Origin of the sequence: Polynucleobacter sp. es-EL-1, from assembly GCF_018687975.1 — a bacterium.
Classification (GTDB): domain Bacteria; phylum Pseudomonadota; class Gammaproteobacteria; order Burkholderiales; family Burkholderiaceae; genus Polynucleobacter.
Map to the genome: position 1 here is coordinate 357,121 of NZ_CP061310.1, position 20,630 is coordinate 377,750.

Genomic DNA, 20,630 nt, shown 5'->3' on the forward strand with positions numbered 1-20,630 from the left:
GGATAAAAACCTATTTAACTCCCCCAAAAGGGTCTCTGGAATCAGCTTTAACCCTATTGAATTAATAGCGTTCCAGCAATAATTCTATAAGAGTAGGAGAATAAGAAAGAATTTTATTGGCTTCTAATCCAAATAAACGAGGTTTTTATGCGCTCCCAAGATCCAAAATTGCTTTCTAGTGAAATTACCCCTAAGGCGGTTTTTGAAAATCGCCGTGAGCTTATTAAATCTGCTGCTGCAGGTGCTTTTGGCTTGGCTCTTGCTCCTTGGTTCTCCAGGGATGCATTAGCCTCTAATCCACAAAAGCTAGCAGCCACTCTCAATCCTAATTTTTCCGTGAAGGATGAGCCAACGAGCTATAAGTACGTCACTACCTACAACAACTTTTATGAGTTTGGAACTGATAAATCAGATCCGGCTGCCTATGCCAAGACTCTACAAACGACACCATGGACTGTGACGATTGAAGGTTTGGTGAAAAAGCCAGTTACCCTGGATATGGATGCCTTACTCAAACTTGCGCCTATGGAAGAGCGCATCTATCGCATGCGGTGTGTTGAGGGCTGGTCGATGGTTATCCCATGGGATGGTTATTCTTTATCAAAGCTACTCAATCACGTTCAGCCCTTAAGTTCAGCAAAGTATGTGGAATTCATTTCATTGGCTGATCGCAAACAAATGCCAGGACTGAGAAGTCAGATTATTGAATGGCCGTATCGCGAGGGGCTGCGCTTAGACGAAGCCATGAATCCATTGACGCTCCTAACTTTTGGTCTCTATGGCGAGGCATTGCCCAAACAAAACGGTGCTCCAGTTCGTATCGTGGTACCTTGGAAGTATGGCTTTAAGAGTGCGAAGTCAATTGTCAAAATCCGGCTAACAGAAGAGATGCCCAAGACCAGTTGGAGTCAATTTGATGCCAGAGAATACGGCTTTTACTCTAACGTCAATCCACTGGTGGATCACCCTCGCTGGAGCCAGGCTACTGAACGTGTGATTGGTGATGCCAAAGGTGCAGGTATATTTGCTCCGAAGGTTAAAACCCAGATGTTTAATGGTTATGCAGATCAAGTGGCCAGCATGTACACCGGCATGGATTTAAAGAAATTCTACTGATCTGGGTACATGCTGATCTCGCTAGTCAAGCCTCTTATCTTTTTAGCAGCACTTTTACCTCTAGGTCGTTTAGTTTGGCTCGGTTTCACTAACGACTTGGGGGCCAACCCCATTGAATTGATTACGCGCTCGACTGGCACCTGGGCGCTGGTTTTTCTTTGTTTGACATTAGCAATGACCCCGCTGCGTTTATTGACCAATCAGGTGATTTGGATTCGGTACCGCAGAATGTTGGGCTTGTTTAGCTTCTTTTATGCCTGTCTGCATTTCAGTATCTGGTTATGGCTTGATCTCGACTGGAATTTACTAGAAATGGGTAAAGATGTGATTAAACGACCATTTATTACCATGGGATTTTTGAGTTTTGTCATGCTGATTCCTTTGGCTCTAAGCTCCAATCATTGGATGCAAAGAAAGTTGGGACGTCGGTGGGCTCAATTGCATCGTATGGTGTATCTCATTGCTATCACTGTGATTTTGCATTATTGGTGGCATAAGGCGGGGAAGAACGATTTGGACGCCGTGAGTATTTATGCACTCATCGTGATAATGCTGTTATCTTGTAGGATCCCTTACGTGCGCAAGCGCCTCTCTCTGAAACTCACTCCATAATTTTTCTATTCATTCATGCCTAGATACTTTGCAAGCCGATTTTTTTTCTTATCTCTTTTAAGTGCAACTACCATTGCCTTTGTGAGCACTCAGGTAAGTGCTCAGGAGTCAGCGGCTATCCCCGTTAAAACGATTCCATCTCTTGATGTTCCTCGCTACCTCGGCACTTGGTATGAAATCGCCAAGTTTCCCAATTGGTTCCAGAAAAAATGTGTCAGCAATACCAAGGCCGTTTATTCCTTGAAAGATGATGGCAAATTGAAGGTATTAAATAGCTGCAAAACAGCTAGTGGAGAGGTAAGTGAGGCTGAGGGAACTGCACGACAAATGGGCGCGTCAGATTCTCCGAAGTTAGAGGTGCGTTTTGCGCCTGACTGGCTATCATTTCTGCCCTTGGTGTGGGGTGACTACTGGGTGATCGATTTGGACTCTCAATATCAAGTCGCTGTGGTGAGTGATCCAAGGCGCGAGTATCTTTGGGTTCTATCTAGATCTCCGCAACTCGATGCAGCAGTGTACGACGCACTATTAAAGCGTTTACAAGATCAGCAGTTTGATATTCGTAAATTAGAGCTTACTCAACAAAAAATGTAGCATGACCCCAAAGCGCATCGGTGATTTTTTGCTTCCTCCTGGAATCGATATATTCGAGAGAGGGTGGTTATCAGCGAATAATATATTGCTTTATGGGGATCAAGATGTGTCGTTGGTAGATACTGGCTATTGCACGCATCAAGAGCAGACTGTCGGCTTAGTGACTCACGCGCTAAAGAGCCACGGTTTATCTACGCTGAATAAGATTGCCAATACCCATTTACATTCAGATCACTGCGGCGGAAATGCCGCCCTTTTTCAAGCATTTGACTGTGAGGTGCTCATACCCATTGCCGATGATCTTGCCGTTGCGTCTTGGGATCAGGATCTACTGAGTTATCACGCTCTGGGGCAAGAGTGCCCTCGTTTTATTCATCATAGTGTTTTACATCCTGGCCAAAAATTGTTGCTAGGCTCTTATCAGTGGGAAGTATTGGCTGCCCCCGGTCATGATCATCACTCTGTCATGTTTTATCAGGACGAACACCGCATTCTGATTTCAGGGGATGCTCTTTGGGAGGATGGCTTTGGTGTTATTTTTCCAGAGCTTTGGGGTGAGAGTGGCTTTGCTGAATTGCGCAGCACTATTGAAATGATTGATGCTTTACATCCTGCACTGGTAATTCCTGGCCATGGCAAACCTTTTACTGATGTGAATGGCGCTATTGCTCATGCCAAAGCCCGTTTAGATTATCTTTCGGGTGACCCCAATCGCAATGCACGACATGGCGCTAAGGTTTTGCTGAAATTTAAATTGCTTGAACAGCGCAAGATGAAGTTAGAGATGGTCAGTCAGTGGATAGAAGAAACACCCATATTGGAGAATGTGCGCAAACAACTTCAGCTGAGTACTGCCGATTTTGAGCAGTGGCTACTCCAAGCGCTCGTGCAAGCTAATGCTGCCAAAGTGGAAAATGACTACTTAGTGAATCTAGATTAACCACCAAATGCTTAGAAGTTAAATGAGACCTTGCCATACACTGACCAGTCATACACTTGATAGCTTTGAACCACTTGTTTGCTAGCGCCTACTGCGAATAAGAAATGTTTATTGAGTCGATGCGTCACCATAGCATCGAGTGGTACAAACCAGCCACCACCACCGCCGGTATTTAAGATGATGCCGTTTTCATCCCAGAAACGAATCTGAGTATTAGGCGCTAGATTAATGCCCAGCGTTGGAAAGAGATTTAGGTTGCGGACTAAAGCAGGCTGATTGGGGTTGATATCAAAAGAGTTATTTTTAGTATCAAAGCCATACATGTAGCGAGCTAATGGTGAAAAATCGGATATGCGTGATTTGCTGCCTTCTGCCGGAATATAGACCGTTCCGATTTGAGGTCCGACTGCCCACTGCCCATTATTGCCAAAAGGAAACACCACCCGCGCTCCTAATGTCCCTCCCCAATACTTCATGATGTTGGGGTGATTTCCCCAAACTGTAAGTAAGGTATTGCCAGCACTATATGCCCCGGTTGAGTGCTGGGGGAGTGTGGGGCCATAATTAGAGACATAGGAGGTATCTAGTCTCATGGTCGCGCGCCATTGATCAAACTGTAGGGGTTGGTAGTAGCGTAGCTTCAGAGTATCGCTATTGGTATCTTCTGCCAGCGTATCGTGATAGGCCCAAAACTCGAGCACCCGTTGACTTGATTGCTGGTCGGGCGTGTATTGAAGATTTAAAAAGTTTCCAGAAAACTTACTTTCATCTGCCATGGCCCAGCCTGCTGCCATCAGCAATAAGGGGATAGCTATCCAGCGACTAATGGTTAGAGGGTTGAGCCGCAGCAATTTCATATAAGCGTTAATATAAATGACTGAGCTATCACGTTTGAAAATCGATATAGAGAGTAGAGAGAATATGGAACATACGGTACTGGTTACTGGTGCAACAGCGGGTTTTGGAGAGGCTACTGCTAGACGTTTTTTAGCCCATGGGCATAAGGTTATTGCCTTAGGAAGACGTGTCGAAAGACTGGAGGCTCTGAAAGCATCTTTACCTGCTGATCAAGCAAAAAAATTACTCACCTTATCGCTAGATGTATGCGATAGCGATCAGGTTGATCAGTTGGTCTCATCACTGCCTGCAGAATTTTCAAACGTGACAGTGCTAGTGAATAATGCGGGCTTAGCCTTGGGTTTGGAGCCTGCGCATCAAGCATTCTTATCGGATTGGGATCGAATGATCGAAACCAATATCAAGGGTCTAGTACATATGACCCGAGCTATTCTGCCAGGAATGGTTGAGCGCCAATGTGGGCACGTGATTAATATCGGCTCAGTAGCTGCCAACTACCCATACCCTGGAGGTAATGTGTATGGTGCAACTAAGGCGTTTGTTCAGCAATTTAGTCTCAATATGAGGGCTGATTTAATTGGCACACCCGTGCGCGTCACTTGTGTTGAGCCGGGCATGTGCTCTGGTACTGAATTTTCCAATGTCCGCTTTAAAGGAGATGACGCGAAAGTCGATAAAGTCTACAGTGGGGTAAAAGCCTTAAGCGCTGATGATGTGGCAGAAACAATTTATTGGTCAGCCACTTTGCCAAGCCATGTAAATATCAACTTAGTGGAATTGATGCCGGTACAGCAAGCTTTTAATGCATTTAGCGTACATCGCGGTGAGTTGACTTAAGTTTCCCCACTTTATCCTTTCCAGCGGTAGAACTTGGGATACTGGCGCATGACTACAGGGCCATCAAAATCCCAAGACTTGCAGGTTCCGAGATAGAGCGGCGGCTTATCATCATCCGGGTCAAAAAGGGCTCCCGGTATCGACTGAAATGCCGCAGTAGCAATGTTGGCCAGTAGCTCGCGTAAATGGGTGCATCCCTTAATGCCACCCAGATGCTCATTGATCACTTTGCGCCATCCCTTACCTATGCGTGCTCCGATTAAGGCATCCATGGGCGGAATCACTTCAGGACATTCTGGATGGGGGTGGCTATCCATGGATACCTCTAGCGCCTGAATTGTCAGTTCAGTATTTAGGGTGATGCGTACCCACATGTCATGAAATGCCTCACCTGGCTCCCAGGTTTTTCCACCAGTGGTGAAGGGGTGCGATTTGAAGTCTCTTAGGTGGGCTTCAATATCCCAAAGACCATCTTCTCGAGCATAGCCTTGAAAAACAATTTCACGGGTATGAAGGGGAATTCTGGGGGATGGTTTAGAAAGCATATGCAAGAAATGGAGTGCTTTATGAAAGTGAAAAAATCAATAGAGAAAATGATTGGGACTCTCATCATAACAATCACTTCATTGCAGGGTCGCAAAATAGATTGGCTTTGTAGTATGCTCGGAATCAGATATGGCAAAACCACTTTCACTCGAAAAAATATTATTTAGCCAGGGCTTTGGTACGCGGCGTTATTGTAGCGACCTGGTCTATGCAGATCTCGTCAAAGTAAATGGTGTATTAGCCGAAGATCCCGAGGCGCGCTTATCTACAGAAGGCTTGATGCTAAACGTGGAGGGGCAGGATTGGGAGTTTCATGAAAAAGCCTATATCGCTTTTAATAAGCCGCCTAATTATGAGTGCTCACATAAGACCACTCACCACCCTAGCGTGTATAGCCTTCTGCCTAAACCCTTTGTAGAGCGGGGCCTGCAGTGCGTAGGGCGATTAGATTTTGATACTACTGGCTTAATCTTAATTTCAGATGATGGGCAGTTTATTCATCGCATGACTACACCAAAGAAAAATATTGGCAAGGTGTATGAGATCACGACCCCTGAGCCAATTACCCAAAAACAAATAGACCATCTGTTGAGTGGTGTTGTGCTAGATGACGATCCCAAGCCTTGCTATGCGAGTGCTTGTGAGCAATTGGGTGAGCATGTTTTAGCAATGACTATTGTGGAGGGGCGCTATCATCAAGTGAAAAGAATGATGGCTGCTGTAGGTAATCACGTAGCGAAGTTGCATCGTACTAAAATCGGTCAATACGCAATGCCCGAGAGTCTAAAAGAGGGTGAGTGGTGCTGGCTCTACCCTCAGGATTTACAGTTACTCTCTAAAAGTGTGGATGCTCCCCTTGTCTAAACCAAAACCCATTGACCAAGGCTTTGATTTTCAGCAAGAGCTTCCGCAATGGAAGGTCTCGGCAGACTCCAAAAGCCTACAGCGGCAATTTATCTTTTCTAACTTTGAAAAGGCTTTTGCGTTTATGACCCTGTGTGCAAGATTTGCAGAAGAAATTGACCATCATCCTGATTGGTCTAATTCTTGGAATCGTGTAAGCGTTTCTTTGAGCACCCATTCTGCCGATGGACTTACTGAGCTCGATATCACCATGGCGCATGCCATGGATCAGTTCGCTAATTCAATCTTACAAAGCGAATAAGGGATTAATGGTCTTCATCGCCATCTTCAGAGGTGATGCTCATGAGAATGGTGGCCAGGAGTCCGTAGACAACTTCGGTGGCAATCATGCCATCTTCATCAAGTTCATCTATTAAATCATTGAGACAATCCTCTGTAGGCTCATTGAGAAGTGTCATGGCGCATTCGCACCCGTAGTCAAAATCTTCGTCGTTTTGGGTTTGCGTATCGTTGGTCATGATTATCCTTTGGGTGATGCTGCAGAATAGCAAAGAAACCGACCTTCGGACAGTAGTTTTATTTCACTAGCTGAAGAATTTCTTTGAAGTGGGGATTATGGGTTGATGCTAACCATTCAAAGGCTAGCATTTCTGAGCTAATGAGTCTTGCTCCAGAAGACTGTAAACGTTGTAGTGCAAGCTCTTTATCCAGTGCTCGCCTTGAACCAACGCCATCAACCACAATGGCAACATCAAACTCTCGATCGAGCAAACCTAATGCAGTTTGCATGAGGCATACATGGGTTTCACAGCCCACTAAGACCAATTGGTTTCTGCCGGTCGGCAAAACCTCAACCAGTCCATCAGAACAAGCGTTGAAGTGTTCTTTGCTAATGGTTACGGTACAGAATTTTTGAATACTTTCCAGATTATTACCAAGACTTTGAGGGCTTTGTTCTGTTCCTATGATTGGGACCTCTAATAGCTTTGCAACTTGTGCCAACAATAAGCTACGCTTTAGAACGCTTTCCCCATGCTCAATAGCTGGCATGAGGCGACCTTGAAAATCAATCATAATCAAGGTGGAGTTTTTGGGATTTATCTGTAGCGGTTTAGGCATTGCATTTTCATCTATAGAGTAAGGCTTACCATCTTAAAATCAGGATCGTCATCTATATCAGCAATCTCAAACCCGAGCTCACTGACTAGCCCTAGCATTTTAGGATTCGTGCCAAGAACATATCCAATCATCTTCTGAAGACCATTGTCTTTTGCGCGGGCGATGAGGTCAAGCATGAGTTGCGTTCCAATACCATGTGAGGCATATTGATCTGCCACACTGATTGAGAACTCACAGATCAAGGTGTCGGGTGGTGTGACGTAGCGTGCGATGCCAATAATGTCATCTTGTGCTGTGACTGCTTGCAAAACTGCCACCAAAGCCATTTCTTTTGCGTAATCCAGATGCAAAATATCCTCTAAAAAGGCATCTGGAAGTTTAGAGATGGCATGGGCAAAGCGTAGGTAGCGACTTTCTGGTGAGAGATGATCAAATAGGGCAATGATGCGCTCTCGATCCGAAATGTGGATAGGGCGAATCACATAAGATTGACTATTCCCCATTAAATAGGTGTCTGTATGCTGCATGATGGTTTAGCATACCCCCATTCCCTATATCTATAAAGCCATTATTCATATGACTGAGCATCATGGACTAGCTAAAAATACCCTAGGAGGGTTTGAGTCCATCATCATGGGTATTGCTGGTACTGCACCCGCTTTTAGTGTGGCAGTAACTACTGCCACAATTGTCTCTACTGTTGGTGTTTTATCGGTCGGTAGCGTGCTTTACTGCGGCTTGATTATGTTTGGCATCACTTTGGCGTTTATTCATCTGAGCAAAATCACCCCTAATGCTGGGGCAGCATACGCTTGGGTTGGTCATGTCTTTGGGGCGAGCTGGGGATTTTTTGCCGGCTGGGGCTTATTAATCGCCTCAGTCTTTTTTATGGTTTCTGCCACGATTCCTGCAGCAAGCTCAACTTTATTGTTAATAGCACCTCAGTATGTAGAAAATACTGAGGCAATCGCAGGGGTGGCAGCAATCTGGTTATCTCTGATTACTCTCATTGTGACTCGGGGTATCAAACATTCGAGTTATGTACAAATTACTTTCACTATCTTTGAGACTGCAATTCTGATTGCTTTGATTGTTGGGGGCTTGATCCACTATTGGGATGCCCCAGCGCATTTGCCCTCTATTATTTGGTTTTCACCCTTTTCATTTTCTCCTCAGCTTTTTGCTACCGGTGCGCTGACTGCCATTTTCTTTTTCTGGGGATGGGATGTGACGATGAATTTGAGTGAGGAGAGTAAGTCAAATGCCTCACAAGCATCTGGTGCTGCTAGTACGGGAGCCTTTTGGTCAGTGATCAATATGATGTTATTTTTTACGATCATGATGGTCATTATTCTCATGGTCTTAACGGATGCGGAGATCTCTAGTGCAGACACCAATGTTCTATTCGCCGTGGCAAGCAAAATTTTCCCTGAACCCTGGAATTACTTGGCTGTTTTTTGTACGATCTTAAGTACTGTGGGAACTATCGAAACACAGATTTTGCAATTTAGCCGCAGCCTGTTTTCAATGTCGCGCGATGGCATGTTGCATCCAGCCTATTCCAAGATACATCCTGTTTGGCAAACACCTTGGGTTGCTACGATTGTCATTTGGGTCTTAGGTATGCTTTTACTCTTTACTTCATCTTATATGCCTTCAGTGAAGTCGATTCTTTCAAGTTCTATTTTGGCAATTGGGTTTCAGATTTGTTTTTATATGAGTTTGGCCGGATTTGCTTGTGCTTGGCACTATCGACACAAGCTGCATGCAGGCTTTGGTAATGCCTTTGGATATGTGCTCTGGCCTTTACTATCTGCATTGTTTATGGTTTTTATCGCCATTTATAGTGTGCCAACCTTTGACCTATTGACCAATTTACTAGGAGTAGGTGGTTTGCTTATTGGCTTCATGCCGCTCTTTTTAAATCGTTGGTTAATGAGGCAACCCGTTTCATGAGCAAGCATTCATGATCTATTTGCTGCAAGCTTTTAATGAGCATTCGGCGGCCTTCTTTGTTCTGGCGACAATTAGCGTTGTGACAGTTGGGATTTCTAAAAGTGGTTTTGGCGCTGGCTTGGGAGTCTTATCTTTGCCGCTGATGGCAAGTCAATCCAGTATTCATGAGGCACTAGCCATTATGTTGCCATTGTTGATTGCAATCGACTTAGTGGGTTTGCGTAGGTTTATTCAGAATGCAGATTGGCGAATTGTTAAATTAATATTGCCACCTGCTTTTTTCGGTATGTTGTTGGGATACTTTTTCTTCTCGGTAATTACTGCGAAAACATTATCACTTTCGATTGGGATTTTTACTCTGCTTTTTTTGATTCAGGGGTTTGTGTTATCTCATCTCAATTTGGATGGGGCTAAGCCATTTCCTTGGTTGGGCAGAATGATGGCTTGCTTATCTGGTTTTACTTCATTTGTGGCCCATATCGGTGGACCTCCCATTACGCTTTATATGTTGAGGGAAAAAGTGGCGCCTATGGTGTACACCTCAACTCTGGGGATATTTTTTACAGCAATTAACTTTGGCAAGATTATTCCTTATGCGTATTTGGATTTGCTGAACTGGAGTCAGTTAGCGACTTCATTGCTATTGCTGCCTTTAGTGCCCGTAGGGGTCTATCTGGGTTTTTACCTTGCCAAGAGAATTTCAGCAAAGTGGTATTACATTTTGGTGCAATTTTTCCTCTTGGTTGCGAGTATTAAGCTGATAGCAGATGGTTTGCTTGCATAATGTCAATTCAATGAAAGCAATAACCATCCGATCTAATAGATACGCAGTAAGCGCTATCCTTTTTCTAGGTGCCGGCCTGTTTGGTTTAACAGTCCATGGACAGACTTATTCACCATACACACCAGCCCAATTACAGGAATTTAATAATCAACCCTTGTCGCCTGCGGAGAGTCCCTTTGGACCTGTTGACCCCCGTCTTATTCCTACAAGACCTCAGTCAACATTAGAGTCGGGCTACATTAAAAATCCAGAAGGTGAGGAGCAAGCAGAAGCGCAAGGCGCCGAATCTGCCGCCCCATTTGAACCCATTCCAACCACTTTGACCTTTTAGAAAAGACCTGTTTATGAAATATTCCATCATTCGCTGGTGCTCATGCCTTGCACTATCGTCAACCCTCATTGCTCCTGCCTTCTCACAAGGAACGCTGCCTCCCAATGCAGCTGCCTCAGTCAATGGCGTCATTATTTCAAATGATACGGTTGAGCAAGGGATTCGGAGTGCTTTAGCCCAAGGACAAAAGGATTCACCTGAGTTACGTAAAGCAGTTTTAGGAAAGTTAATTGAAATCTCGCTCTTATCTCAGCAGGCTGATAAAAATGGCCTAGCCGATTCTGAAAAGGCCAATCGCCAGCTAGCCCTGATTCGTCAAAACTACCTGGCGGATTTAGAGTTATCCACCTTTATTGCCAATAATCCAGTGAGCGATGCTGACGTGCAAGCGGAGTACAACCGTGAGATTGCTTCTTTGGGTGCGCAAGGCATGATTGTCGAATACAAGGTAAGTGACATTGCTGTTGCTACTGAAGCAGATGCTCAAGCTGCTCTAGCCAGAATTAAAAAGGGCGAGTCTTTTGATAAGGTGGCCAAGAGCGTTTCACTGGCGCCCAATAAAACTCAAGGTGGGTTAGTTGGTTGGGTCCAAGCTGGACAAACCTTGCCACAGATCGCCGCCGTCTTGGTAACCCTCTCCAAAGGCCAGGTTTCACCAGCCCCGATTCAGATGCCACAAGGATGGTACTTAATTAAGCTTGATGATAAAAAGTCTAGCAAACCACCTTCATTTGAACAGGCTAAGGCTGGTATTCGTAATGGTTTGGTGCAGAAAAAGCAATTTGAGTACCTGTCACAACTACGCCAAGGCGCTGCAATCGTTGTTCAGTAGTGCACACTATGCTTTCCTATAAGGGCGCCTATATGGCGCCCTTTTTTATCTAATGGTATTTCTCTATCTGCAGATGAGTTATTCAAGAGTAGATTGATTCAATCATCGTACAACTGAGGGGACCAGCATGAGTAAAAATCCGTTTGATCTAAATTCGGTGGCAAATCAAGCTAAGGGTATGAAAGTCGCCAAGGCAGTTGGCGATGCAACTTTAGGGAGCGCTCAGGCCATAGCGCAGCTAAATCAACAAGCAGCCCAAGAGCTAGCTGCGCGGATTCAAAACAAAGTAGCTGAGCTCATGAAAGCCCAAAATCCCCAGTCAGCCTTTGATTATGTGCATGCTGAAGTATTGCAAGATGCTGCAAAAGAAGTGATTCAGTATCAAGCTAAATTGTTTCAGGCAATTAATAGCGGTAATCAAGAATTGGCACAGATTGCTCAGTCCATGATTCAGGAATCTCAACAAGATTTGATTCACTTTGTGAATGAGGCTACCCAAAATGCACCTGCTGGCTCTGAACCTTACACCTCAGTATTTAAAACTTCATTTAGCAATGCTTTGCAAAACTTTGAATTAATCCGCGCTGCTATGGCCGATTCATTTACTAACTTTGAAAAGAGTGTAGAAAAGATGAATCAGTTCACGGGTGTACAGCAAGGATCAAGTGCGAAGCCTCAATCGGGCAGAGGAAAAAAGAGTTAGCCTCGGATAATGGCTTCTACGAGAGGATTCTGAATCTTTTTCTCGGAGCGGATGGCGTAAAAATACTCGAAGATATCAACGCAGTCCCCCAGAACCTTCATGGCGTAGGTGTCTTCGAGTTCTTTCTGAATGATTTTTCCTGCTGGGAATACCCCCAGGCCACTGACGGCAAAGGTTTTTAATAGTGCACTATCTTCGAATTCACCGATGATATTAGGTGACACACGGTTTTTCATAAACCACTGATCAATCGACAGTCGCACTGTAGAGTGGGAGGTTGGTAGCAGCACTGGAATGTGGTTTAAGCATTCCGGAAATCCATGCTTTATTTGCTTGATGAGTTGATGTGGGATATACCAAGCAATGGATGAGCGAATCAATTCTTCGCTATACACATTGAGATTTTTATTATTAGGCGCAGGACGATCAGCGAGAACGATATCTAAGCGATGTAATGCCAATTCAGCCAGCAGATCTTCAAATTCACCTTCATGGGCAACTAGCTGAATATCTTGTTTTTGGAAAATTGGATCTAGAAGTCTACGAGTGACTAACTTGGATAAGCCATCTGATATACCGATCGTGATTTTGCTTTTAGGGGAGTTTGCGGCATCCCTGAGGAGTTCAGGCAACTTTTCACCAAGGGAAAAAATTTGGTCGGCAATTTCAAGTGCCTTAAAGCCAGATTCTGTGAGGGCAATGCCTCTACCTGCCGGTTTGAATAATAGGTAGCCTAAAGATTTTTCCAATTCATGGACTTGGGCGCTAATGGTCTGAATAGCCATATTGAGGCGTTCTGCAGCCTTGGACATGCTGCCCTCTTTGGCAACTACCCAAAAATAGTAGAGATGACGATAGTTATAGAGCATATTAATTATCTGTTTTTTACGAAATTAATCTCAATATATCTCTGCTTTTACTTAAGGGCAATTCAACCTACATTAACCCCATCAAAAGCCGTAGTACTCGGCTGATCAATACATTCACCCTTCAGTGAGGAGACAAAATTGGAATTATTTAGCCCGGAGTTTTTTTCGGCATTACTGGCAATCATTGTGATTGACTTGGTTTTGGCAGGCGATAACGCCATTGTGATTGCCATGGCAGCGAGAAACTTGCCATCTCATCTACAGAAAAAAGCGATTTTATGGGGGGCAGTGGGCGCCATTGCAGTTAGAAGTGCCATGACCCTAGTGGTGGTGTACCTGCTGAAGATTCCTGGCTTGATGTTGGTCGGTGGATTATTGCTGATCTGGATTGCTTATCGACTTCTAAAGCCTGCTCAAGAAGATGGTGAGCATGGCCCAGCTTCCACGACGTTTTGGGGGGCAATGAAGACCATCATTATTGCTGACGCTGTGATGGGACTTGATAACGTATTGGCGGTTGCAGGGGCTTCGCACGGCAGCTATGTTCTTGTTGTCTTAGGCCTACTGATTAGTATTCCCGTGGTGATATGGGGATCCACCCAGATTTTGAAATTGGTAGAACGTTTCCCTTCCATTATTTATTTGGGGGCAGCTGTATTGGCCTGGACGGCAGGAAAAATGATTACTACGGAGCCTATTTCACAAGAGTGGCTGGCAACACAAGCTTCCAGCTTGGAATATGTCATTCAGGCATTCATTGTCATCGGCGTTCTTGCAGGTGGTTATTTCAGCAGCAAGAATGTGGGCAAAACCACGATGATGCAAAGACCTTGATGTGTTTTACCTAGTTCACCCTTAGTGCTCTTATTTGCCCTCTGTCCGAGGGCAATTTTTTATCCCTCTATTATTCAGTTTTAAACTGAATTAATATCAAATAAATTCTGCTTTATTAAGAATTAATTGGGCTCTATGATCCATTCATGCAGATTTATCTCAGGAGGCAGGAATGGATGTGATTTTGGAGGCAAAAGAGAATATTGAGCCTGATCTCAAGACATTCACAGAGAATCGCGTGAAGTTTTCCTTGAAGCGTCTATTTTGGATGGTTCGGAAAATCAAGGTGAAATATTCTGCAGTGCGTGAATCAAAAACCGCCTGCAATCAAAATTGCAGCATTGAGTTGCATACTTTTGATAATCGGCAAATTGAGGTCAGTTTTACGGCAAGAGATAAGCGCATAGCCTTGGACATGGGCCTTAAAAAAATATATAAGCATGTTCAGAAGGCTTTTCATAAGAGCCAAAAGTATGGGCGGATCTCCAAGAACATCTATGTTTGAAGTTTGGAATTTATGGGGATCAAGCTAAAAAGGGTGTGATCTAATCAAAAGGGTGCATGGCACATTAGTGGCAGGTAACTTTTTGACAAAAATGCGAGTTTTGGGTGGTATTGGAATGGGCTGGCCAGGTAGGCCCATGTAATCATAGGTAAAGAGAAATTTTGAAATACTCGCATCAGGCTTCGCTTTTAGGCGGGGCAACTACAATTTGCGCACTACTTTGGTGGGTGAATCGCACTTTAGACAGTAAAAAGCAGGATAATCCTCCTTTTACGCCGAATCACTCGATCTCTATGGGATTCATCCGTAACTTTGCTGCAGTTTTGCTGGGCCTTGCGCTTTCAGTTAATGTATTTGCACAAGCGCCAAAACAGCTCACCATCAATGAGCTCATTACGATGGCTCTTGAATCCAACCCGCAGGTATTAGCCGCAAGAGATCAATCAAAAGCGGTTAAGGGCCAGCTGTCAACAGCGCGAGCTATTCCCAATCCGGAGTTTGAAGTCAATACAGGCCAGCAAAAATCTGCTACGGGTCCTTTGACCACAGGCAATGTATCGTCCTGGTCAGTTACTCAGCCTTTAGATATGCCGTACACCCGCTTTCCAAGAGTGAATGCCGCAGAAGCAAACGTGAGGGCAGCGGAAGCGGGACGAGTGGCATTTGAAATCGAAATGATTTCAAAAGTTCAACAACGTTTTTACGAGTTGATGCGTCGTGAGGCTGAACTCAAAGCGGCCCAAGAAGATCTTGATTTAACGAAGCAGATTCGTGATCGCATGCAGGTGCGTTATGACGTCGGAGAAACGGCTCGCTTTGAACTCATTCGCGCTCAAACGGAATTTCTCAATGCTCAAATTAATACCGAATCAAGCAAGCTTCGTGTTGAGCAAGCTAAGAGTCAATTAAGACAAGCGGTAGGGCATAAATTACCCGCAGAATATGAAGTAGTCTCTCAGATTCCAAAACTAGAGACTCTACCGCCTTTACCCGTACTGCTTAGTGAGCTACAGGCACAAAGTCCTGAATTACAAAAAGCGAAGGCAGAAGTAGAGGCAACAGAGTCACGACTCAGTTTTGAGCAAAACTCCCGTTTGCCTAAACTCTCATTTAAGGCGCAGCAATATAACGACCCTAACTTTACAGATCGCCTCTATGGTTTAGTGGTGAGTATTCCAATTTGGGATTTTAAGGGCGGTCAAATTGCTGAGGCAGAAGCCAATGCATCTAGAGCGAAAAATCAACTCAATGCCCAAAGTCAAAGTTTGGAACAGCAATTAGAGACTGCTTACAAGTTGTATCAAATGAGTAGTTATCAGGTAAAAATTTTGGATCAAGAAGTGGTGCAGTTAGCGGGCAGTGCGCGTCGTATCGCAGAAGTGTCTTATCGCTATGGTGAGCGAGGCATGCTCGAGTATTTAGATGCGCAAAGAACATTTCGCTTGGCTCGTAATGATTTGATTAAAGCCCGTTTTGACTTGGCTTCAGTTGTCACGGAGATTCAGCGTTTAAGAGCGACCCCAGAATGGATCGCACAAATAGAGAGTGGAAAGCAATGAAGGATGAGTTGAAGGTCTTCGTCGAGAAGTGTCAGGGTTGGTACTCCCAATATTTAGTATTAGCAAAGGTCTATGCTAAACAGGGAGTAGATCTGGTCATCAAAGCGCAAGATGATTTATACAACTTCACGCATCAGTGGTTTACTGCCCACTTGCCCAAAGTTGCAACAGAGTATGACAAGAGTCCGAAATGGGCGCAAAAAGGATTGTTCTATCTTCCTTGGTTTTGTTTATTCCTCATTATTCTGAATTACTTCAACGTCTTTGATAGAAGTCCAGTGATTAAGTCTGTGCAGGATCCTAATATCGTGATTGTGAATGATGACTTGCGAGGCATGGTTAAGGATGGAGAGGTTGATATCGGTTCATTTGTGGAGGAATTGCGTGCCTCTGGCCGCGTGGATTTTAATGAGCAGTTTCTCTCACGTATTGGCGCCAATGTAACGGGGCGCGTCTCAGAAATTTTGGCAATTCCTGGTCAAATGGTGAAGCAGGGCGATATTCTGGCAAAGATTACTTCTACAGAGCTGACCCAGTCTCAGTTGGCCTATCTCAAGGCTAAGAGTGCCAGTCAATTGGCAGATCAAGCCGCCAATCGCGCCAGAATTCTTTATAAAGAAGATGTGATCGCGTTGGCAGAGCTTCAGAAGCGCGAGGCTGAGGCAAGCAGTGCTAAAGCAGAGTATCGGGCAGCTAATGATCAGCTTCGAGTTCAGGGTATGGATCAACCTAGTATTGATCGCCTAGCTAAATCTGGCGTCATTGAGTCTATTAATAATGTGATTGCGACGATTCCCGGCGAAATTGTGGAGAGAAAGATTAATAAAGGTCAGGTGGTGCAGCCGGCTGATGCGCTGTTTACAGTGGCTGACTTAAATACCTTATGGGCTGTGTCTGAGATTCCGGAGAGTAACTCCTACTTGATTCATAAAGGCCAGAAGGTAAACCTAATTATTCCTGCTTTACGTAATGCGCAGATCGAAGGTGTAGTTGCTCATGTTGATTCGATTGTGAACCCTCAAACGCGTACGGTAGTGGTGCGCATGGAAGTCCCCAATAAAGATGGATTGATTAAGCCTGGAATGTTGGCCACGATGATGATCGAGAGTCAGCCAACAGAAAAATTACTGGTGCCCTCAAGCGCTGTTATTCGCGAAGACAATCATGACTATGTTTTTGTTAAAGAAGATGATGAAACCTATCGCATGATGGCAGTTAAGCTTGGCCCAGAAGGAAAAGGATATCGTCCAGTCATATCCGGTTTAAAGGAGGGTCAAAACATCGCAGTCGATGGCGCCTTCCATTTGAATGCGGAACGTAAGAGACAGTTGAGCGGTGGTTAAGCTGCATGATTGAGAAAATAGTCCGTCTCTCCCTACAGCAGCGACTCTTAGTCGTCATCATTGCGCTGGTATTAATGGTGGCCGGTTTGCTGGCTACCAAGCGTTTATCAGTTGATGCATTTCCTGACGTCACCAATGTGCAAGTGCAGATTGCATCTGAGGCGCCTGGCCGATCTCCAGAAGAAGTGGAGCGCTTTGTCACTGTTCCCATTGAGTTGGCGATGACCGGTTTGCCTGGTCTTACTGAGATGCGCTCTCTGAATCGCAACGGTATCTCTGTCATTACCTTGGTATTTACCGATAAAACCGATCTCTACTTTGCAAGACAATTGGTGACGGAGCGCTTGATTGAGGTTGCTTCTAGAATGCCGATCGGTATTACCCCTGTTTTAGCGCCGCCTTCCACTGGTTTAGGTGAAATCTATCAATACACTTTAGATCATCCTTCCGATGGCAATAGGCAGCTCACCGTTGATGAGCTTGAAGAGCGCCGCACTATTCAAGACTGGATTGTGCGCCCGATGTTGCGCTCAGTTCCAGGGGTGGCTGAAATTAATACTCAGGGCGGATACGCTCGCGAGTATCAGGTATTGGTAAATCCCGAGCGCTTACGTCACTACCAAGTGAGTCTGCGCGAAGTTTATGAGGCCCTAGCTAGAAATAATGCGAACTCGGGTGGTGGACAGCTACCAACCTATGCCGAGCGTTATTTGATTCGTGGCATTGGCTTAATTACTAAGCCAGAGGACATTGACAAAATTATTCTCAAAGAGGTTAAAGGTATTCCGGTATATGTGAAGAACGTTGCTGAAGTGACTATTGGCAGCGAAATTCGTCAGGGTGCTGCCATTAAAAATGGTTACACCGAGAGCGTGGCAGGCATCATGCAGATGATCCGCGGTGGCAATGCCCGAGAAGTCGTTAATCGCATTAAATTAAAAGTAGCAGAGATTAATGAAGGTAAGTTATTGCCTGATGGTTTGCAGATCGTGCCTTTCTATGATCGTACTGATTTAGTGAATGCTGCCATGTTTAATGTGGCTAAGGTTTTGATCGAAGGTGTGATCCTGGTGATCATTTTGCTCTTCTTATTCCTGGGTGATGTTCGATCTTCTTTGATTGTGGTGGCGACATTGATCTTGACGCCCTTATTAACGTTCCTGGTGATGAACCGTTATGGAATATCGGCAAACTTAATGTCATTGGGCGGTCTTGCGATTGCGATCGGCATTATGGTCGATGGATCGGTGGTGGTTGTTGAGAATACCTTTGCCAAGCTGGGTGAGCGACTGAAAGCTGGTGAATCAAAGAACCGGATCATTTTGGAAGCCGCTTCTGAGGTAGGCACCCCTGTTCTTTTTGGTGTGGGCATTATTATTTTGGTGTTTATGCCACTGCTCTCTTTAGAGGGAATGGAGGGCAAAATGTTTGCCCCAATGGCAATCACCATTGCTATTGCATTAGCTATTTCTCTCATCCTCTCATTTACCTTATCGCCTGCATTGTGTTCTTACATCCTTAAGGGTGGTAGCGAGGACGATACCAAACTTGTAGCCCGTATGCGTGCACCCTATGATCGTTGGCTACATTGGAGCTTGGCCAATCCAAAACTCGTCGTCAAAAGATCATTGATGGCTTTGGCTGCCAGTTTGGTTGGCTTTGTTCTCTTGGGTAAGGCGTTTATTCCGGTGATGCAAGAGGGTGCGATTACCCCAGTGATTGTGCGTGCCCCCAATATATCTTTGGATGAGTCGATCAAATTAGAGTTTGAGGCAATCAAAAGAATCATGACCATCCCTGATGTCAAGATGGCGGTATCGCGACTAGGTCGAGGAGAGTCACCAGCAGATCCAGGTCAACCTAATGAATCGGATCCAATAGTCACCCTAAAGCCTTTGGGTGAACGTAAGCTAAGTCAAGAAGAGATTGCACAGCAAATTCGCGATAAATTAAAAACCTTGCCTGGTATTGAATTGGCAATTTCACAGCCGATTGCAGCTCGCGTTGATGAAATGGTTTCAGGAGTTAGATCCCAGGTAGCCATTAAGATTTTTGGTGACGACTTATCGACCTTGCAAAAGCTTGGCGCAGAAATCAGTCAAATACTAACCAAGATGAAGGGAAGTAATGACTTGCGAATTGAGCAAGTGTCAGGACAAAATTATCTCAACATCAAAATTGATCGAGATGCGATTGCGCGTTACGGGATCAATGTATCGGATGTCAATGAGGTCATTGAAACGGCCATTGGTGGTAAGCAGGCTAGCATTGTCTATGAAGGCGAGAGACGTTTTCCGCTGATGTTGCGCTACCCAGGCCCTTATCGTGACAAAGTCGATGCCATTGAAAATATTATCTTGCATTCACCAGATGGCGCCCAAGTACTGATGCGTGACTTAGCGGAAATTTCTTTAGTAGATGGTCCAGCACAAATATCTCGCGAGGCAGGTAAGCGTCGTTTAGTGGTCGGTGTAAACGTTGACGGACGAGATTTGGGGGGATTTGTTAAAGAAGCTCAAGATCTCATTGCCAAGCAGGTTGAGTTGCCGGAAGGGTATACCTTAGAGTGGGGTGGCCAGTTTGAAAACATGGAACGTGCGATGGCCCGTTTGATGATCATTATCCCTTTGACCATTTTGGCGATTTTCTTCTTACTCTTTATGTTGTTTAAATCGATACGATTGGCAGCACTCATCATTCTGGTGCTCCCTTTTGCATCGATAGGTGGTGTAGTCGGATTGTTCTTAACCGGAGAGTACTTATCAGTGCCTGCAGCAGTAGGGTTTATTAATCTATGGGGTATTGCTGTTTTGAATGGAGTGGTCTTGATTTCCTTTATCAAGCAGCTGCGTGAAAATGGCTACAGCATGGAGGATGCCCTATTACATGGTTGTGGCCATCGTTTTAGACCGGTCATGATGACTGCGTCTGTGGCGATGTTGGCTCTTGTGCCGATGTTATTTTCAGGGGGGCCAGGATCGGAAGTCACTCGGCCACTCGCTGCGGTAGTAATTGCTGGCCTAATTACCTCAACCGCATTAACCTTACTAGTACTCCCCGTCTTATATAGATGGTTTGAAGATAAAGAGGTGGAAGCATGATGGAAGTAAAGGCGGTTATTCGCCCCAATAAATTAGCGGCACTCAGAACAGCCCTCATAGAAACTCCGGGCTTTCCAGGCATGACAGTCACCAAGGTCGAGGGTTGTAGCGCCCCTAATCGAACGGGCAAGTCAAATATCAAGGAAGAGTTGACTGACTACTCAGCTAAAGTAAAAATTGAAATTGTCTGTAATGATGAAGTTGCTGAGTTATTTATGGATCGAATTGTCACAGTGTGTCAGACGGGTCAAATTGGTGATGGGGTAGTCTGGTGTACGCAGGTTCCTAAAGCATTCTTTATCGCCAAAACCACCCCTTAACTTTCTT

24 protein-coding genes are annotated in these 20,630 nt (G+C 44.9%); 18 read left to right on the forward strand and 6 right to left on the reverse strand.

Annotation, left to right across the window (positions count from 1 at the left end; genetic code table 11):
• Positions 1-147: 147 nt before the first annotated feature.
• The 4 genes from msrP to FD974_RS01945 are packed head-to-tail and all read left to right on the forward strand — an operon-like array spanning position 148 to position 3,262.
• Entirely contained in the window at positions 148-1,116 is a 969-nt protein-coding gene (gene msrP, locus FD974_RS01930) for a protein-methionine-sulfoxide reductase catalytic subunit MsrP (protein WP_215365298.1), read from the forward strand.
• Positions 1,117-1,125: 9 nt separating this feature from the next.
• On the forward strand, positions 1,126-1,728 hold the full coding sequence (msrQ, locus tag FD974_RS01935) for a protein-methionine-sulfoxide reductase heme-binding subunit MsrQ (protein WP_215365299.1): 603 nt from the start codon (positions 1,126-1,128) through the stop codon (positions 1,726-1,728).
• A gap of 15 nt (positions 1,729-1,743) precedes the next feature.
• Positions 1,744-2,322 carry a lipocalin family protein gene (locus tag FD974_RS01940; protein WP_215365301.1) on the forward strand — a complete coding sequence of 193 codons (579 nt, stop codon included), beginning with the start codon at positions 1,744-1,746 and terminating at the stop codon, positions 2,320-2,322.
• A gap of 1 nt (position 2,323) precedes the next feature.
• On the forward strand, positions 2,324-3,262 hold the full coding sequence (locus tag FD974_RS01945; protein ID WP_215365303.1) for an MBL fold metallo-hydrolase: 939 nt from the start codon (positions 2,324-2,326) through the stop codon (positions 3,260-3,262).
• An 11-nt stretch (positions 3,263-3,273) separates the two neighbouring features.
• Here the strand turns inward: FD974_RS01945 and FD974_RS01950 are convergent, their stop codons facing one another.
• Positions 3,274-4,119, reverse strand: a complete 846-nt coding sequence (locus FD974_RS01950; RefSeq protein WP_251374637.1) for a hypothetical protein — start codon at positions 4,117-4,119, stop codon at positions 3,274-3,276.
• 64 nt (positions 4,120-4,183) lie between these two features.
• On the opposite strand from FD974_RS01950, the gene FD974_RS01955 reads away from it, so the two are divergent.
• Positions 4,184-4,957: an SDR family NAD(P)-dependent oxidoreductase gene (locus FD974_RS01955; RefSeq protein ID WP_215366561.1), complete on the forward strand. Its 774-nt coding sequence runs from the start codon at positions 4,184-4,186 to the stop codon at positions 4,955-4,957.
• Positions 4,958-4,968: 11 nt separating this feature from the next.
• Here FD974_RS01955 and FD974_RS01960 read toward each other — a convergent pair whose 3' ends face one another.
• Positions 4,969-5,502 (reverse strand): DUF2889 domain-containing protein, encoded by a 534-nt coding sequence (locus FD974_RS01960; protein WP_215365305.1) that lies wholly within the window; start codon positions 5,500-5,502, stop codon positions 4,969-4,971.
• A gap of 130 nt (positions 5,503-5,632) precedes the next feature.
• Between FD974_RS01960 and FD974_RS01965 the strand changes: the two genes are divergently transcribed.
• Both FD974_RS01965 and FD974_RS01970 read left to right on the forward strand, forming a co-directional pair.
• Positions 5,633-6,367 carry a pseudouridine synthase gene (locus FD974_RS01965; protein WP_215365307.1) on the forward strand — a complete coding sequence of 245 codons (735 nt, stop codon included), beginning with the start codon at positions 5,633-5,635 and terminating at the stop codon, positions 6,365-6,367.
• The gene (locus FD974_RS01970; protein WP_251374638.1) at positions 6,360-6,668 is read left to right on the forward strand and encodes a 4a-hydroxytetrahydrobiopterin dehydratase; all 309 of its coding nucleotides are present in this window, start codon (positions 6,360-6,362) and stop codon (positions 6,666-6,668) included. The genes FD974_RS01965 and FD974_RS01970 overlap by 8 nt, the downstream gene beginning before the upstream one ends.
• Positions 6,669-6,672: 4 nt before the next feature.
• Here the strand turns inward: FD974_RS01970 and FD974_RS01975 are convergent, their stop codons facing one another.
• From FD974_RS01975 to FD974_RS01985, 3 genes are read right to left on the reverse strand one after another with little or no spacing between them, the layout of a single operon-like run.
• Positions 6,673-6,885 (reverse strand): hypothetical protein, encoded by a 213-nt coding sequence (locus FD974_RS01975; protein WP_215365310.1) that lies wholly within the window; start codon positions 6,883-6,885, stop codon positions 6,673-6,675.
• A gap of 58 nt (positions 6,886-6,943) precedes the next feature.
• The gene (locus FD974_RS01980) at positions 6,944-7,486 is read right to left on the reverse strand and encodes an isochorismatase family protein (RefSeq protein ID WP_215365312.1); all 543 of its coding nucleotides are present in this window, start codon (positions 7,484-7,486) and stop codon (positions 6,944-6,946) included.
• Between the two features lie 11 nt (positions 7,487-7,497).
• Positions 7,498-8,013 (reverse strand): GNAT family N-acetyltransferase, encoded by a 516-nt coding sequence (locus FD974_RS01985; RefSeq protein WP_215365314.1) that lies wholly within the window; start codon positions 8,011-8,013, stop codon positions 7,498-7,500.
• A gap of 49 nt (positions 8,014-8,062) precedes the next feature.
• Here FD974_RS01985 and FD974_RS01990 point away from each other — a divergent pair, with 49 nt between their 5' ends.
• From FD974_RS01990 to FD974_RS02010, 5 genes are all read left to right on the forward strand, one after another.
• On the forward strand, positions 8,063-9,442 hold the full coding sequence (locus FD974_RS01990) for an APC family permease (RefSeq protein ID WP_251374639.1): 1,380 nt from the start codon (positions 8,063-8,065) through the stop codon (positions 9,440-9,442).
• A 10-nt stretch (positions 9,443-9,452) separates the two neighbouring features.
• A complete protein-coding gene (locus FD974_RS01995) occupies positions 9,453-10,226 on the forward strand; it encodes a sulfite exporter TauE/SafE family protein (protein WP_215365316.1) in 774 nt (257 codons plus the stop codon).
• 10 nt (positions 10,227-10,236) lie between these two features.
• On the forward strand, positions 10,237-10,557 hold the full coding sequence (locus tag FD974_RS02000) for a hypothetical protein (RefSeq protein ID WP_251374640.1): 321 nt from the start codon (positions 10,237-10,239) through the stop codon (positions 10,555-10,557).
• A 13-nt stretch (positions 10,558-10,570) separates the two neighbouring features.
• The gene (locus tag FD974_RS02005) at positions 10,571-11,389 is read left to right on the forward strand and encodes a peptidylprolyl isomerase (RefSeq protein ID WP_215365318.1); all 819 of its coding nucleotides are present in this window, start codon (positions 10,571-10,573) and stop codon (positions 11,387-11,389) included.
• A 127-nt stretch (positions 11,390-11,516) separates the two neighbouring features.
• The gene (locus FD974_RS02010) at positions 11,517-12,092 is read left to right on the forward strand and encodes a phasin family protein (RefSeq protein ID WP_215365320.1); all 576 of its coding nucleotides are present in this window, start codon (positions 11,517-11,519) and stop codon (positions 12,090-12,092) included.
• Here FD974_RS02010 and FD974_RS02015 read toward each other — a convergent pair.
• Positions 12,089-12,961 carry a LysR family transcriptional regulator gene (locus FD974_RS02015; RefSeq protein ID WP_371817118.1) on the reverse strand — a complete coding sequence of 291 codons (873 nt, stop codon included), beginning with the start codon at positions 12,959-12,961 and terminating at the stop codon, positions 12,089-12,091. The two genes, FD974_RS02010 and FD974_RS02015, sit on opposite strands and share 4 nt — an antisense overlap.
• A 138-nt stretch (positions 12,962-13,099) precedes the next feature.
• Here FD974_RS02015 and FD974_RS02020 point away from each other — a divergent pair, with 138 nt between their 5' ends.
• The 6 genes from FD974_RS02020 to FD974_RS02045 all read left to right on the forward strand — a co-directional run bounded on the left by FD974_RS02020 (position 13,100) and on the right by FD974_RS02045 (position 20,623).
• A complete protein-coding gene (locus tag FD974_RS02020) occupies positions 13,100-13,795 on the forward strand; it encodes a TerC family protein (RefSeq protein ID WP_215365322.1) in 696 nt (231 codons plus the stop codon).
• A 172-nt stretch (positions 13,796-13,967) separates the two neighbouring features.
• Positions 13,968-14,300: a hypothetical protein gene (locus tag FD974_RS02025; protein WP_215365324.1), complete on the forward strand. Its 333-nt coding sequence runs from the start codon at positions 13,968-13,970 to the stop codon at positions 14,298-14,300.
• A gap of 161 nt (positions 14,301-14,461) precedes the next feature.
• Entirely contained in the window at positions 14,462-15,859 is a 1,398-nt protein-coding gene (locus FD974_RS02030) for a TolC family protein (RefSeq protein WP_215365325.1), read from the forward strand.
• Positions 15,826-17,202, forward strand: coding sequence for an efflux RND transporter periplasmic adaptor subunit (locus tag FD974_RS02035; RefSeq protein ID WP_215365327.1), 1,377 nt, complete (start codon positions 15,826-15,828; stop codon positions 17,200-17,202). The genes FD974_RS02030 and FD974_RS02035 overlap by 34 nt, the downstream gene beginning before the upstream one ends.
• 5 nt (positions 17,203-17,207) lie before the next feature.
• Positions 17,208-20,303, forward strand: a complete 3,096-nt coding sequence (locus FD974_RS02040) for an efflux RND transporter permease subunit (RefSeq protein WP_215365329.1) — start codon at positions 17,208-17,210, stop codon at positions 20,301-20,303.
• A complete protein-coding gene (locus FD974_RS02045) occupies positions 20,300-20,623 on the forward strand; it encodes a P-II family nitrogen regulator (RefSeq protein WP_215365331.1) in 324 nt (107 codons plus the stop codon). The genes FD974_RS02040 and FD974_RS02045 overlap by 4 nt, the downstream gene beginning before the upstream one ends.
• The last annotated feature ends 7 nt before the right edge of the window (positions 20,624-20,630 follow it).